The organism is Lutibacter flavus (genome assembly GCF_900188355.1).
Lineage (GTDB): Bacteria > Bacteroidota > Bacteroidia > Flavobacteriales > Flavobacteriaceae > Lutibacter > Lutibacter flavus.
This window is the reverse complement of the sequence record NZ_FZNX01000003.1, coordinates 386994-402382: the sequence shown is the minus strand read 5'-3', so window position 1 is coordinate 402382 and position 15389 is coordinate 386994. Positions and strand designations below refer to the sequence as shown.

12 protein-coding genes and 1 tRNA gene are annotated in these 15389 nt (G+C 28.6%); 10 read left to right on the top strand and 3 right to left on the bottom strand.

The window, feature by feature from the left end:
- Positions 1-178 precede the first annotated feature (178 nt).
- From nhaD to CHB63_RS10665, 7 genes are all read left to right on the top strand, one after another.
- Positions 179-1543: a sodium:proton antiporter NhaD gene (gene nhaD, locus CHB63_RS10695; protein ID WP_089378446.1), complete on the top strand. Its 1365-nt coding sequence runs from the start codon at positions 179-181 to the stop codon at positions 1541-1543.
- A 109-nt stretch (positions 1544-1652) separates the two neighbouring features.
- On the top strand, positions 1653-2345 hold the full coding sequence (locus CHB63_RS10690) for a MotA/TolQ/ExbB proton channel family protein (RefSeq protein WP_089378445.1): 693 nt from the start codon (positions 1653-1655) through the stop codon (positions 2343-2345).
- A 1-nt stretch (position 2346) separates the two neighbouring features.
- Positions 2347-2739, top strand: a complete 393-nt coding sequence (locus CHB63_RS10685) for an ExbD/TolR family protein (protein ID WP_089378444.1) — start codon at positions 2347-2349, stop codon at positions 2737-2739.
- Positions 2740-2742: 3 nt separating this feature from the next.
- Positions 2743-3630, top strand: coding sequence for an energy transducer TonB family protein (locus tag CHB63_RS10680; protein ID WP_089378443.1), 888 nt, complete (start codon positions 2743-2745; stop codon positions 3628-3630).
- 6 nt (positions 3631-3636) lie between these two features.
- Complete coding sequence (locus CHB63_RS10675; RefSeq protein WP_089378442.1) at positions 3637-4854, top strand: bifunctional folylpolyglutamate synthase/dihydrofolate synthase; 1218 nt, start codon at positions 3637-3639, stop codon at positions 4852-4854.
- A 268-nt stretch (positions 4855-5122) separates the two neighbouring features.
- On the top strand, positions 5123-5914 hold the full coding sequence (locus CHB63_RS10670) for a hypothetical protein (RefSeq protein WP_089378441.1): 792 nt from the start codon (positions 5123-5125) through the stop codon (positions 5912-5914).
- Positions 5915-6064: 150 nt separating this feature from the next.
- Positions 6065-6142 (top strand) — tRNA-Val (locus CHB63_RS10665).
- 298 nt (positions 6143-6440) lie between these two features.
- On the opposite strand, the gene CHB63_RS17050 is transcribed toward CHB63_RS10665, so the two are convergent.
- On the bottom strand, positions 6441-6686 hold the full coding sequence (locus tag CHB63_RS17050; protein ID WP_141107298.1) for a hypothetical protein: 246 nt from the start codon (positions 6684-6686) through the stop codon (positions 6441-6443).
- Positions 6687-7554: 868 nt separating this feature from the next.
- On the opposite strand from CHB63_RS17050, the gene CHB63_RS10655 reads away from it, so the two are divergent.
- Positions 7555-10932: a leucine-rich repeat domain-containing protein gene (locus tag CHB63_RS10655; protein ID WP_089378439.1), complete on the top strand. Its 3378-nt coding sequence runs from the start codon at positions 7555-7557 to the stop codon at positions 10930-10932.
- 5 nt (positions 10933-10937) lie between these two features.
- Positions 10938-11633 carry a hypothetical protein gene (locus CHB63_RS10650; RefSeq protein ID WP_089378438.1) on the top strand — a complete coding sequence of 232 codons (696 nt, stop codon included), beginning with the start codon at positions 10938-10940 and terminating at the stop codon, positions 11631-11633.
- 3 nt (positions 11634-11636) lie between these two features.
- On the opposite strand, the gene CHB63_RS10645 is transcribed toward CHB63_RS10650, so the two are convergent.
- Positions 11637-12734 (bottom strand): family 20 glycosylhydrolase, encoded by a 1098-nt coding sequence (locus tag CHB63_RS10645; protein ID WP_089378437.1) that lies wholly within the window; start codon positions 12732-12734, stop codon positions 11637-11639.
- A gap of 18 nt (positions 12735-12752) precedes the next feature.
- Positions 12753-13925: a heparan-alpha-glucosaminide N-acetyltransferase domain-containing protein gene (locus tag CHB63_RS10640; RefSeq protein WP_089378436.1), complete on the bottom strand. Its 1173-nt coding sequence runs from the start codon at positions 13923-13925 to the stop codon at positions 12753-12755.
- Between the two features lie 625 nt (positions 13926-14550).
- Here CHB63_RS10640 and CHB63_RS10635 point away from each other — a divergent pair.
- Positions 14551-15357, top strand: a complete 807-nt coding sequence (locus CHB63_RS10635; protein ID WP_089378435.1) for an alpha/beta hydrolase — start codon at positions 14551-14553, stop codon at positions 15355-15357.
- Positions 15358-15389 lie beyond the last annotated feature (32 nt).

Genomic DNA, 15389 nt, shown 5'->3' with positions numbered 1-15389 from the left:
TTGATAAATATGCAAAATAGTATTCGCTAATATTAAATCTTAATAAAATTTTAATTATTAGAGAATAAATTTGTTAATTAGAAGCATAAATAATTGCAAGTATATATTAGATCATTTATTGCAAAAAGAAATCAAAACAAATAAAAATTAACTAAAAAGCACTAACTCTTAAAAAAGTATGGAAACACTCATTATTATAATTTTTATATTAGGTTATTTAGCCATAACACTAGAGCACAATTTAAAATTAGATAAACTTATTCCTGCTCTTGGAATGATGGCAATACTTTGGGCACTGGTTGCTTTTGGTATTGAAGATTTTACAAATTGGTTCGATTCTTCTGCACATGCTTTAGTTGAAGGTTTTTCTGGGTTTGGGATGGATGAGAAACATCATTTATTGGAAGAGACGCTGTTACACCATTTAGGAAAAACTGCAGAAATTTTATTTTTTTTATTAGGAGCAATGACTATAGTTGAAATTATAGATTATTTTGATGGGTTTGCAACCTTTAAAAATTATATTAAAACTAAAAAGAAGAAAAAACTATTATGGATTTTTGCAAGTCTTGCGTTTATTTTATCAGCAATAATTGATAATTTAACTGCAACAATTGTGTTGATAACCATTTTACAAAAGATTATAAAAGATAAAGAAACGAGATTATGGTTTGCTGGTTTAATTGTTATTTCGGCTAATGCTGGTGGGGCCTGGTCTCCAATTGGAGATGTAACAACAACAATGCTATGGATTGGTAAAAAAGTGACTACGGTTAAGCTGATAGAATATTTAATAATTCCTTCATTATTATGTGTTATTGTTCCTGTTTTAATAGCTTCATTTTTGAAGCCTTTTAAGGGAAGCTTAGACATTGTAGAAGGTGAAATAAGTGGTTCTAAAAGTAAATATGGTGCAACAATGTTATATTTAGGTTTAACAGCTATTATTTTTGTGCCTATATTTAAAACAGTTACACATTTACCTCCTTATGTTGGTATGATGTTGTCATTATCAGTAGTGGGTATTTTTGCGGAAATATATAGTAGATCTCAGTTTAGCATATCACATCCTATTGATATAGAAGGTGATAATTCTGAAGGATTTCATAGTCCTGTACATAAATCCTTATCAAAAATTGAAATGCCAAGCGTATTATTTTTCTTTGGTATTTTAATGGCTGTTGCGGCTTTAGAATCTTTAGGAATGTTATTTATTGGTGCAGAGCATTTAAAAACAATAATTCCAAATACAGATGTTGTAATAATGTTATTAGGTGTAGGATCTGCTGTAGTAGATAATGTACCTTTAGTTGCTGCAAGTATGGGAATGTTCCAAGAACCTATTGATAGTCATTTATGGCATTTTGTGGCATATTCAGCTGGTACAGGAGGAAGCATGCTTATTATTGGTTCTGCTGCTGGAGTTGTTGCAATGGGTATGGAAAGAATTAATTTCTTTTGGTACTTTAAAAATATAGCTTGGTTGGCAGCTATAGGTTTTGTTGTTGGGGCAGTAGCCTTTATGTTTTTAAGAAACTTTTAAAATATACTAAACCCAAGAAAATTTATTCTTGGGTTTTTTTTTATTTAAAAAATAAGCAACAATTTTAAATAAGTATTTTCGTTAAAGAAAAATAAATAAAATACAATCTATGCTTTTAACAATATTACAAGATTCAGGAGAACAATTAAGCGAAGCTGTTTCTGAAGAAAGAACATTGTCCATTTATAAATTAATAATGGATGGTGGTCTAGGTGGTCAAATTATTATTGCATTGTTAGTGGTGTTATTAGCAGTTGCACTTTATATTTATTTTGAGCGATTTTTTGCAATTAAAGCGGCTTCAAAAACAGATAGTAATTTTATGAATCAAATTAGAGATCACGTATCTCATGGCAAATTAGATTCAGCTAAGGTTTTATGTGCTCAGGTAAATTCCCCAGCTTCACATTTAATAGAAAAAGGAATTTCAAGAATAGGGAAACCATTGGCAGATATTAATACTGCAATTGAAAATGCCGGTAGATTAGAGATTTATAAACTTGAAAAGAATGTAAGCGTGCTTGCAACTATTGCAGGAGCAGCTCCAATGATTGGTTTTTTAGGGACTGTAATTGGAATGATTATCGCAATTCATGAAATTGCAAATGCAGGTGGTCAAATTGATATAAAAATGCTTTCAGATGGGTTATATACCGCTATGACAACCACTGTTGCGGGTTTAATTGTAGGTATTATTTCATATATTCAATACAATCATTTAGTTGTTAGAACTAATAAAGTAGTATATGAAATGGAAGCTAAATCTGTTGAGTTCTTAGATTTATTAAACGAACCTATTTAATATGGATATTAGAGGTAGAAATAAAGTAAATCCTAATTTCAACATGTCGTCAATGACGGACATTGTGTTTTTACTGCTTATATTTTTTATGATAACTTCAACTTTAGTTACTACAAGTGCATTGGATATTTTGTTGCCAAAAGCGAGTGGGAAAACTGAAAATAGAAAATCAATAGCTGTTAGTATAACTAAAGATTTAGCATATTATATTGATAATAAAAAAGTGAATGAAACTAGATTGGAACAAGATTTGCTTGTATTATTGGCAGGTAAAGAAAGTCCAACAATAGTTTTAAGAGCAGAAGAAGGAGTTCCTATTGAAAAGGCAGTTAAAGTAATGGATATAGCCAACCGAAACAGATTTAAAGTAATATTAGCAGTAAGACCAAAATAAGAAATGTTTAGTTTTTTAAATACAAAATATAAAAGAAAATCGGCAGCATTAACAAGTGTAATTATGAGCTTGTTACTTATTGCACTATTTTTCTTTGGTATGAAATATTTAGATCCACCAGAAGAATATGGAATTGCTGTAAATTTTGGAACATCAAATGTTGGTAGTGGAAATGTGCAACCTACAGAACCACTTAAAGCAGCTGTTTCAGAAGAAAAAGTTATAGAAGAACAGCAAGAAGAAGTTCAGGAAATAAGTGAACCTAAAGTTGTTGAAGAGGCTATCACAAAATCTGAAGATGTAGCAACTCAAGATAATGAGGAAGCTATTGCAATTAAAAAAGAACAAGAAGCCAAGAAAAAAGCAGATGAAATTGCAAAAAAAGTTCAATTAGAAAAAGAAAGAGTTGAACGAGAAAAACAAGCAGCAATAGCTAAACAAAGAGCTGAAGAAGAAGCTAAAAGAAGAAAATTAGATGCTTTAATTGGCGGGGTAAGTAATTCTGACGGAACAGCTACTGGTGGTGAAGGAAACGACAATCAATCTGGAGATAAAGGAAGCACAACCGGAGATCCAAATGCAAGTGGTTATTATGGAAATGGTGGCAGTGGTTCTGGAGGAGATTACCAATTAGGAAATCGAAAACCTTTAAGTAGACCAAAGCCAAATTACATTTGTAATGAAGAGGGATTAGTTGTTGTGAGCATAGAAGTTGATGTAAATGGTAGGGTTATAAAAGCTACTCCCGGTGTAAAAGGATCAACCAATACAGCAGCCTGTTTATTGTCACAGGCAAAAGAAGCGGCCTTAAAAACCAAATGGCAGCCAGATGCTAAGGCGCCCTCTAAGCAAGTTGGTACTATAAAATATAGATTTTCATTATCTCAATAATTTTTAATGAATTACACGAATACGTTAGATTGGATGTTTTCGCAATTGCCAATGTATCAAAGGCAAGGAAAAACAGCATTTAAAAAGGATTTAACCAATAGTTTAGCACTGTCTAAACATCTTAATTATCCAGAACAAAATTTTAAAACAATTCATGTGGCTGGAACCAATGGTAAAGGTTCAACCAGCCATATGATTGCATCTGTTTTACAAGAAGCAGGTTATAAAGTGGGTTTATATACTTCTCCGCATTTAAAAGATTTTAGAGAAAGAATAAAAGTTAATGGTGAATTAATTAGAAAAATTGATGTTATCAATTTTATAAAAAAGAATAAGTCGTTTTTAGAAGCCCATAATTTTTCTTTTTTTGAAATGACAGTCGGTTTGGCATTTGATTGTTTTGCAAAACAAAATGTTGATGTTGCTATTATTGAAGTGGGCTTAGGAGGAAGATTAGATTCTACTAACATTATTTCTCCAGAAGTTTCTGTAATTACAAATATTGGTTTAGATCACACTCAATTTTTAGGAGAAACCCTAGCTGAAATTGCTTTTGAAAAAGCTGGAATTATAAAAGAAAATATTCCAGTTATAATTGGAGAATATCAAGAAGAAATATTTTCTGTTTTTGAAAAAATAGCCAAAGAAAAAGAAGCGCCATTATTTTTAGCTTCAAAAAACGTTAATGAGAATTATTTGTCAGATTTAAAAGGAAGCTATCAGATCAATAATATTAAAACAGCAATAGAAACCTTTAAAATTTTAAAAACGAAAGCATTTAATATTTCACAGGAGCATATAATAAATGGTTTACAGCATGTTGTTAAAAATACAGGACTTTTAGGGAGATGGCAAATTTTAAAAAATGAACCAAAAGTCATTTGTGATACTGGCCATAATAAAGAAGGGTTAAAATATGTTTTGGACCAATTGCGAAAAGAAAAGTATAATAAATTACATTTTGTTTTTGGAGTTGTAAACGATAAAGACTTAACTACTATTCTTCCATTGTTTCCAAAAGAAGCAATCTATTATTTTTGTAAACCAAATATTCCAAGAGGATTAGACGCACTGGAATTGAAAAAGAAGTGTTTTGAATTTGGATTAGAAGGAAAAGTTTATAATTCTGTAAAGGATGCTTATAAATATGCATTAAAGAATTCTTTAGAAAATGATGTAATTTTTATAGGAGGAAGCACTTTTGTAGTTGCAGAAGTAGTTTAAATTGAAATAACAAACATTATTGATTTTTAGTTAAACCCCTCTGCGAATACGATTTCAGTAGTTTTATATCAAAAATTTTAGTATATTAGCAATATTAATTGATATTTATAGCAAAACCTCAATTTATTGCTACTGATAACCTCATTGTTTTTGAGATATTATTTAACTTTTTAATTATTGCTTAAAACAGCAATTTCAAAATCTACATTAGATCATATTTAAATATTGATCTATCTACTAATTTATTTACTAACTAAATTAATTTAACATGAAAACAATTGAAAGAATATTGCTAGGATTTTTATTGATTACATTTACTTTTACGTCTGTTGCTCAAGAAAAAGAAGAGTATAAACCCGTTTATATAACTATTACTACTGGGCATTGGAACTCTGATCCCGACACTGATTATACTGATTGGCTTAAAACCGAGCAAGAGTATTTTAATAAAGTAACAAAGAAAAATGATTTAATAATTGGTTCAGGCTATTATACACATTATTTTACACCGGATAATTCAGAAATATTATTTGTATCGGTTTACCAAAATTGGGAAGATCTTGAAAATGCAAGTGGAATTACGGATAGACTAATTGAAGAAGGTTGGCCGGACAAAGATAAGAGAGAAGCTTTTTTTAAAAAACAATCTAGTTATTATAGCGCTATGCATAGTGATGAGATATATCAAACTACAAAATTTAGAAAACCACTTAAAACGGAGTCTAAAAAACCTTTAATTTACTATGTAAAAAGAAATAAATTAGGAGAAGGAGGAAAAGGATTTAATGAGTATTTTGAAAATATAACAATGAAAAATTCTTTTTTAAGAGGCTATTATACTCATAGACATAGGTGGGGAGCTAATAGTAGAGATATGATCGAAGTTTTTGTTTTTGATAAATTGTCAGATATTGAAGGCTCTTTTGATGAAACACAAAAATTAGTTGAGGCATATTGGCCTGATAAAGATAAAAGAAAAGCTTTTTTTAAAAGTTACAGTAAGATATTTTCGGGACATGGGGATTATATTTACCAAAATGTTCCTGAACTCGCAAAATAATATATTATATTAAATTATTGACTCTGAACTTATTGGTTCAGAGTTTTTTTATATTTTAATTTAAGGGTGAATTTTTATTGAAAATTATTTAAATTTTTTGTGAAAAAGCTTTGTGTAATTAAAATCTAATTATATATTTGCATCCGCTTAGGGCAATTAGCTCAGTTGGTTCAGAGCACCTCGTTTACACCGAGGGGGTCGGGGGTTCGAATCCCTCATTGCCCACCAAAGTAAATCCTACTAGAAATAGTAGGATTTTTTATTAAATAAAAATTTGTCCACATTGCAAATAGAGAATTCATTAACATCTACAATTGATTTAATTAAAACACTCTCGGTAGATAATATTAGACTATCATATTCATCATAAATACAAAAAGTCAAATTTAGAGTTTTATCCGATTTTATGAATGTGAACTCAACTGTATTTAGTTCCCAGTCAGGTGGTAAGATTGTAAATTCCAAATTATTCATAGTATTTTCTACAATGTTTATTTTGCCCCAGAATTGACTTATATAATGGTTGCTATAGCACTCTCTTTTTGCTGTCATAAACTTGTTGAATACTTCTAATAATATATTCATATTTATTTATAAACCTAATATATGTTATTTCATCAGTATATAGGGCATTATCAATCCAAACAGTACCTTCTTGGCATTCTAAAAAAGTATTACAAAGTGCGTTAGATTCATCTTTAGAACAAGTATTTATGATAGTGAAAAGAATAAATAATGAGAGAAATTTTCGTATTGAATAATTTTTTCTCATAATCAAATGATTTGATTATATAATTAGTAAAAAATAATAAGAATTATGATTGATAGCAATGATGTGTTGCATAATAGCTATTGATTTTCGTCATAAAATAAGCTGATTTAAGATTGTTAATTTTTTAAAATGATGTAATTATTTTTTCCATCATTGAAAAAATACTACTTCTCACTAATCGTAAGGTAAAAAAAGAGGTTCAAAACATTTTTGAGATACTAAATAAGAGTTTTAATGTTTAAAATATAAAAGTAGGAATATTAATAGACCCATTATTCTGTTTGTTCTTAAGATATGTATAATTCGATTAAAAGGATAATTAGGCTTTTTTATTGCTTCAATACAAGGGAGAGGGGGTCTATATAAATGATTTTTATATATAATTATAAGGTGCTTCTAAAAGTAATGTTTTAATAAATCGGAAACTTAATTTTGAATTTTTGTTTTTTGAGATGTAAAATTTAAAATGAGAATTAGAATATAACCAAATGTTATTACTAAAAATAAGCTAAATATTTCAAAAATGATTTTCCAAATTTCCTTCGATTTAATACCCTTAATATCTTTTTTATTAATTGTTTATTTTCTGCTGAAAGTCAACTTCTAGGAAAAAAGTTTAAAAGTTAATTGCTAAGGTGATTTATTTTTATAAATCTGATTGCCTTATTATTACCATCTTTTTTTGTTTATAAAATTTTACTGCAGAAGGGTAATTCTAATTGTTGAAATAAGAATAAATAAGTAGAGAAAATATTAAAATAATAAATAATATATTACGAGTTGATAAATGTCATATCTATTTTTGATGAATGTCATTTAATATAATTAAATAGGTTTGTAAATTCAGGTTTATTTAAATTATTTTGTAATGTTTTTGAATAAATTTCACACACTCACAGTAGTTATAATCTTTTTATTTAGCAGTGGTTTTATTAGTATCGATATTGTAAATCAAACATATGTTCCTGATGATAATTTTGAACAGGCCTTAATTGATTTGGGTTTAGATGATGTATTAGATGATTATGTTAATACAAGTAATATCAATGCTGTTATTTCATTAAATTTAGAATCTAAAAATATTTCAGATTTAACGGGTATTCAAGATTTTGTTAGCCTTAAAGATTTAAATTGCTACGACAATCAACTCACAACAATTGATGTTAGTAAAAATACTGCATTAACACATTTAACGGTTTGGAAAAATCAACTTGAAAGTTTAGATATTATTAATAATAAAGCCCTACTTTATTTAGATTGTGCTGAGAACGAACTTTCCAATTTAAATATTACGGCTAATACAGAATTAGAAACTCTTTATTGTGGCTCAAATTTACTTGCTGAATTAAACTTATCTACAAATACTGCATTAACAGAATTAGACTGCTATAACAATCAATTAACTACTATAGATGTAAGTAAAAATACTTTGTTAATTACATTGGTAGTTTGGGTAAATCAACTTACAAGTTTAAATTTAGCTGCAAATACAGCATTAGAATATTTAGATTGTGAGGAAAATCAACTTAGTAGTTTAAATATTAGCAAGAATACAAAGTTAGAAACATTGTACTGTGGAGGGAATTATTTAGTAGGTCTAAATGTAAGTGATAATAAAGTATTAAGAGAGTTATATTGTTATTATAATGAACTCACATTTTTAAATTTAAGTGCAAATACAGCATTGGAATATTTGGATTGTGAAGATAACAAACTAACAAGTTTAAACTTAAGCACAAATAAAGAATTAGAAACATTGTATTGTGGCTTAAATTCACTCACAAATTTAGATGTAAGAGAGAATGCGGAATTAATTGCATTAGATTGTTTCAGTAATAAAATAACTTCATTAGATTTAAGTAAAAACACCAAATTGATGGGGTTGGTGGTTTGGGTAAATCAATTGACAAATTTAAATTTAGGTACAAATACAGCTTTAGAATATTTAGATTGTGAACAAAACCAACTCACAAATTTAAATTTGAGTACAAATACAGCTTTAGAAACTTTATATTGTGGAGTAAATTCCCTTACAAGCTTAGATGTTAGTAACAACACCGCATTAAAAGAATTAGATTGCTATAATAATAAAATAACTTCAATAAATTTAAGTAAAAACAGCTTATTAACGTCATTATCTACTTGGATAAATCAATTAACAAATATAGATGTAAGCGCCAACACTGCATTGGAACTTTTAGATTGTGAAGAGAACAAGCTTAACAATTTAGATGTTAGTAAAAATACTGTTTTAGAAAACTTATATTGTGGAGTAAATTCTCTAACAAGTTTAAATGTTAATAACAACACCTTGCTTAAAGAAATAGATTGTTATAATAATGAAATAACGGCATTAGATCTAAGTAAAAACAGCTTGTTAACTTCATTAACAGTTTGGTTAAATCAACTAACAGATTTAAATGTAAGCTCAAATACATTGTTAGAATATTTGGATTGTGAGGAAAACCTATTAACAAGTTTAGACCTTAGTAAAAATACAGTTTTAGAAACTTTATTTTGTGGAATAAATAACATTGAAAGTTTAGATATAAGTGCAAATACTTTATTACAAGAATTAGATTGTTTTAGTAATCAGATACCTTCAATAAATGTTAGTAATAATACTTTGCTAAAAGCCTTAGTTGTATGGTCAAATCAACTTACTAATTTAGATGTAAGCAATAATCTGACCTTAGAATATTTGGATTGTGAGGAGAATCAACTTTCTAATTTATACTTAAATAATAATGCTGATTTATTATATCTAATTTTTGAAAACAATCAAATGTCAGGAGGAATTGATATTTCTAAAAATTCAAAACTTATTTTTTTAAATGCGTTGAATAATTCCGAATTAACTTGTATTCAGGTTGATCAATCCTTAATTAATAATATTCCTGAAGATTGGGAGAAAGATGATAATGCTGATTATAGTATTGATTGTTCAGATTTTATAGATGATGATAAAGACGGTATCATGAATGATGAAGATCAATGTCCAAATACACCAATCGGGGAAGAAGTAGATGAAACTGGTTGTTCAGAAAGTCAAAAAGATGATGATGAGGATGGTATAATGAATGATGAAGATCAATGTCTAAATACACCAATCGGGGAACAAGTAGATGAAACTGGTTGTTCAGAAAGTCAAAAAGATGATGATGAAGACGGTATTATGAATAACATTGATCAATGTCTAAATACACCAATTGGTGAAGAAGTAGATGAAATAGGATGTTCGGAGAGTGAAAAAGATGACGATGAGGATGGAATTATGAATGATGAAGATCAATGTCCAAATACACCAAATGGAGAAGCAGTAGATGACATGGGTTGTTCAGAGAGTGAGAAAGATGATGATGAGGACGGTATTATGAATGACATTGATCAATGCCCAAATACACCAGCGGGTGAAGTTGTTAATGAAATTGGATGCTCAGATAGCCAAGTGGATAAAGATGAGGATGAAGATGGAATTATAAATAGTATTGATATTTGTCCAAATACTCCAATAGGAGCTACAGTAGATGCTAATGGTTGTTTCTTTTTACCATCAAGTAACTTTACAATTGAAACAGTTAGTGAAACTTGTCCAAATAAAAACAATGGTAAACTAATTATTACAGCTTTAGATAATAGCTATAATTACAATCTTGCACTAAACGGAGTACAATATAATTTTAATGAGTCTCAAACAATATTAAATTTAGCACCAGAGAAATATGAGTTTTGTATAACTATTCCGGGTTTTGATAATTTTTCTCAATGTTATTCCATTACTATAGATGAAGGAATCACGATTTCTGGAAAGTCAACTATTAATTACAATAAAGCAACAATTGAAATAATAGATGGAACAATACCGTATTCTATATTTATTAATGGGAAAAGGATGTTTCAAACAATAAATTCAATATTTTTTATTGAAGATTTGAAACATGGAGATTTAATTGAAGTTAAAGCTGCAAATACTTGTGAAGGAGTCTACTCAAAACCTATTGATTTATACAAGGAATTAATAGCTTATCCAAACCCAACGACAGGGGAATTTGAAATTGAAGTTCCAATCTCAATTAAGGAAGTGAAAATTGAATTATTTTCTATTTCATCAAAATTAATTTCAAATAGAAATTATTCTATTAATAATGGAAAAGTTCAATTAAATATTAAGAATGTACCAGCCGCAATTTATGTAGCTAAGGTTTATTTAGATGAAATTGTTACTCTAAAAATTATTAAACAATAAATAAAATGAAAAAGTGTATCAATATTGTATTTATTGCATTAATATTAGTTTCTTGTGGAGGGGGAGGGGATGAACCTGTTCAACCCCCGAATCCAATTAATAATGCTCCAACTGTACCCTCATTAGTATATCCAACTGATGATTTGTTATGTACAGATAATGTTTTAAATTTTGATTGGAGTTCTTCAACTGATCCAGATGGAGATATTTTAACTTATCAAATTCAAGTTTCAAAAGACAATTATTTTAGTTCTATAGAATTTACTTATACCACATCGGCAACAGAACAATCTATATCATTAGAGAAAGGAGTTGCCTATTATTGGCATGTAAAAGCAATTGACAGTAAAAATTTAGCAAGTAGCTTTTCATCCGTTTATAGTTTTTATACCGAGGGGGAAGGAGAAATCAATCACCTTCCATTTTCTCCAGATCTTATAACTCCAAAATTAAATTCTATACAAACAGAAGAAACAACCACTTTAAATTGGGATGCTAGTGATGTTGACAATGACCCATTATTGTTTGATGTCTTTTTTGATACCATGAATCCTCCAAATACAAAAATAGAATCAAATCTTGCAGTTAAATCGTTAAATATAACTATTGAAAATTCTAAAAATTATTATTGGTACGTAGTTGTTAAAGATGGCAAAGGAGGAGAAACAATTGGGCAAATATGGAATTTTAAAACCGACTAAAAATTAATTTGATTTTGCACTTAGTTTTTTAACATTATTAACCATTTCCTTAAAGCATTCAATTTCATTTCCTTCTTCATTGTTAGGAGGATTTACTTCTTTGTAATTATCCATGAAATTTTTTGCAGAGGACCAATAAGTATGCATAACTCCTAAAAAATGATTTCTCATTTCTGGTGTTGAATTATTTCTAAATTTGTCAATCATATTAACTTGTTCAAGAGCTACCTCCGGTTTTCTCCAGGAACAAGCCAACACGTCAAAGCCTTTTAAAGAAAAATATGCCGGAGTTGGTAATGCCTTTTCATAATGCCAATCACAAATCACTACGTTTTTTGGAATTAAGTCAATAGCTTTTTGGGTATTATTTAAACTTCCTTCCCACATTCCAATACCAGAAACGGAACCATCAATTAATCGGTCTCCCCAAATCCACAGCCTTTTGTTACTTTCATTTAAATGATTGCTTAGTAAAGAAACTTCACCTGCAAATAATTCACCAGGGTCTTTATCTTTGCATCTTGGACAATTAGAATCGGCTATGAAAAAAACTTCATCCATACCAGCGTGAAAATCCTTTGCTTCAAAAACTTCTGTAATTTCATCAATTAAGTCAAAAACTACCTCATGAACCTCTGGATGCAAAGGGCAATAACTTTTACAATAAAGCCCATCAGAATTTGGCCATTCATATTTTTTTGGGAGTTTTACTAAAGGGGTTTCATCAAATTCAGGATATACTTTTAATAATTTGTTTAAAGTACTTTCCCAACTTTGATGACCTAATAAGTTCACTTGAGGTATTAAATTAATATTATTCTTTTTACAAATTGCAACTAACGATTTTACATCTTTTAAGGATAATGGATTGTCATCTCGAAGCTCTGGTCTCGATTTATAAGCATAGTTAAAATCTACTCTTAAAATTAAGGTGTTAATTCCCGAAGGCGCTAATTCAGTATCAATAAAGCGGACAAATTCTTCAACATTTTCTTTAGAAGGCGCAGAAATACAAAAACCTACAACTGGAAAATTGGATTGAGCTTCAGAAAAAATAGTATTAAAAAGAAATACAAACAGTAAAATAATCGGTTTTTTCATTTAATTATATTTAAGTGATTATAGTTTTAATTTAAATCCTTTTTTTTCTAACCAACCTGTGAATAGGACAATCAAAATAGCAAAAGCAAAGGAGGCTATGAGTCCAATACTATTGTGAGTTAAAAAATCAGGAAGGCTTATTCCACTAATACTTCTTAAAGGATAAATAAAATAAGGGATTAAATAGCAGGTTAGAGTAGCTGTGCCGGCAGGAGCAATTATTTTGGCCCAATTTGTTATTTTTTTCTCATCTGCTATATAGTATAAAAGAGCAAAAAGTAAAAAACCTATTCCTGTACAAATTCCTAACCAAGATGGAGTTCCTTGTATTTTTGAAATTCCCCAAATTGATCTTGTTCCAAAACCAAATATTAAATTTAGAACTCCTAAAACTAAAAGGCTTAAATAACTCCATTTAACACCTAATTTATACATTTTTTTAAATAGCAGCGTTGCAACAATTCCTGCCGCAGTAAATGCTGGAATAGTTCCCGTTAAGATAGTTGAAAAGTAGCTGGAAAAACCGCCAAAATTTATAGATAATTCAGAGTGATTTATCATTGCCAATAAAATCAATATTAACCATAATAATGACATTATTACTAAAGATCTTTTTGAGTACAAATAAACCAATGCATTTATAATATAAGCCCAACCAATAAGTCCTAAAATACCCCACCATTGTGTTGTCATCCAAGTGGCTCCATCTTCACCGCCTTTATAAATGATTGCTAAAAAAATAAGAATAGCAAAACCTAAAATCTGTAAATACGAATGCCATTTCTTATTAAGAGGGCTCTTTTTCCAATTTGTCCAAATCAATACAACAGCAAATGCCATTAATAATTCCCAAAATGTTTTTCCAATAATTATACTTTCGTCATGAGCAGTTTCATAATTGACCATAAAAAATCCAATCAGTAATAATGATACAGATCTAATAATTATGTGTTTAGCAATTGATAATTTTGAGTCACCTTTATCTAACCTATTTTTTATAGCGAAAGGGATACTTAAACCAACAATGAATAAAAATAATGGAAAAATAATATCAGAAAACCCCAAATAGTCTTCGGTTGCATTTGCATGTTTTAGCCATTTTGGGATGTCAGTTAATGTCCAAAAATCATTAACCCAAATCATAAGAACCATTGTAATTGCCCTTAAAATATCAATTGAAGCAAGTCTCATAAAAAATATTATGTATAGAATTAGACCCACAACATTATCCTCATTTTTAAAACCAAGTTTTAATTGCAGGTAATAACAAATTAAAAATACGAAATATTCTGGAACCTAAAATTGGGATTTTATATTTTTTCATCAAAAATATTTTTTACCCTATGGATTTACATTTACTTTTTTTAAAAAATAATTAGGAATGTTTCTATTTAATAAATGTGGTTAGTTTTGTTTTGAAAGTTAGCTTATTCGTAAAATTTGGAAGAACTAAAAATTTGTGTAATTGGTTGTTTTTTTCTAAGAAATTCTTTTAAGATAGGTTGGATTATTAATTTTATAAAAATATTTGAATCCCTGATTTTTGTCATGTTTATTTTATGTTATTTAAGTTACATTTGTGGTATAAGCACTTAGCTTATATCTTTTTCATAGCAATTTTCCCTCTCCAACCCCAAATTTGAGAGGGTTTTTATTTAGTTAATAATTACTTCAATTTAATTTAAAATAATATTATTAGTTTAAATGTAATTAAAATTTTAGAATTCTTGGGTTTGAATTAAATTTGGATTTGCAGTGTGTTCTAGGTTATATAAATCAAATTTTTAATTTGTATATTTAAGTTAAAATTATTAAAATGCGATATCTATTAATAGCAATTAGTTTGATATTAATCTCGTGTGATTTATCAAATAAAAAAAGTGAAGTTGATAGCCAAGCGATGGTTATTTCAGAAGATTTAGATACTTTAAAGATTCCAAATATTTTTGTAGTTAAAACTATTTTTTATTCAAAAGATAGTTTACCAATTTCTGGAGATCTTTATGAAGTAAATAATAAAAAACCTACCTTGTTATTATGCCATCAGGCAGGTTATAGCAGAGGAGAGTATAAAGAGATTGCCAGAAAGTTATGCAATTATGGTTTTTCAAGTATTGCCATTGATCAGAGGTCTGGAGGGGAAGTTAATGGTATCAAAAATCAAACAGCGGCTAAAGCAAAAGAAAAAAAATTGCCAACTAATTATTTAGATGCTAAACAAGATATAGAGGCCGCTATTGATTATATGTATGAAATGAATGGAGGACAACAAATTATTCTTGTAGGAAGCTCATATTCGGCAACATTGGCATTATTAATTGGAACGAATTCAGAAAAAGTAAAATCGGTAGTAGCTTTTAGTCCGGGAGAGTATTTTAAAACAATTAACGTTCAAAATTCTATTGAAAATATTTCAAAACCAGTTTTTGTTGCATCATCTAAAAAAGAGGCAGTGGCTTTAGAGGAATTAGTTTCATTAATTGATAAAAAAAATCTAACACATTTTATACCAACAAATGATGGGATTCATGGAGCCAAAGCATTATGGGATTCAACCGATGGAAATGAGGCTTACTGGAATGCTTTTTTAAAGTTTTTACTTAAGACAAAGAGTAATAAATAGTACTCTTTGCTTAAGATTTTTAATTGTAATAA

What these genes read in the sequence shown, in the direction of transcription:
- nhaD (WP_089378446.1), top strand. Translation starts at nt 179, where the DNA reads ATGGAAACACTCATTATTATAATTTTTATATTAGGTTATTTAGCCATA.
- CHB63_RS10690 (WP_089378445.1), top strand. Translation starts at nt 1,653, where the DNA reads ATGCTTTTAACAATATTACAAGATTCAGGAGAACAATTAAGCGAAGCT.
- CHB63_RS10685 (WP_089378444.1), top strand. Translation starts at nt 2,347, where the DNA reads ATGGATATTAGAGGTAGAAATAAAGTAAATCCTAATTTCAACATGTCG.
- CHB63_RS10680 (WP_089378443.1), top strand. Translation starts at nt 2,743, where the DNA reads ATGTTTAGTTTTTTAAATACAAAATATAAAAGAAAATCGGCAGCATTA.
- CHB63_RS10675 (WP_089378442.1), top strand. Translation starts at nt 3,637, where the DNA reads ATGAATTACACGAATACGTTAGATTGGATGTTTTCGCAATTGCCAATG.
- CHB63_RS10670 (WP_089378441.1), top strand. Translation starts at nt 5,123, where the DNA reads ATGAAAACAATTGAAAGAATATTGCTAGGATTTTTATTGATTACATTT.
- CHB63_RS17050 (WP_141107298.1), bottom strand. Translation starts at nt 6,686, where the DNA reads ATGAGAAAAAATTATTCAATACGAAAATTTCTCTCATTATTTATTCTT.
- CHB63_RS10655 (WP_089378439.1), top strand. Translation starts at nt 7,555, where the DNA reads ATGTTTTTGAATAAATTTCACACACTCACAGTAGTTATAATCTTTTTA.
- CHB63_RS10650 (WP_089378438.1), top strand. Translation starts at nt 10,938, where the DNA reads ATGAAAAAGTGTATCAATATTGTATTTATTGCATTAATATTAGTTTCT.
- CHB63_RS10645 (WP_089378437.1), bottom strand. Translation starts at nt 12,734, where the DNA reads ATGAAAAAACCGATTATTTTACTGTTTGTATTTCTTTTTAATACTATT.
- CHB63_RS10640 (WP_089378436.1), bottom strand. Translation starts at nt 13,925, where the DNA reads ATGAGACTTGCTTCAATTGATATTTTAAGGGCAATTACAATGGTTCTT.
- CHB63_RS10635 (WP_089378435.1), top strand. Translation starts at nt 14,551, where the DNA reads ATGCGATATCTATTAATAGCAATTAGTTTGATATTAATCTCGTGTGAT.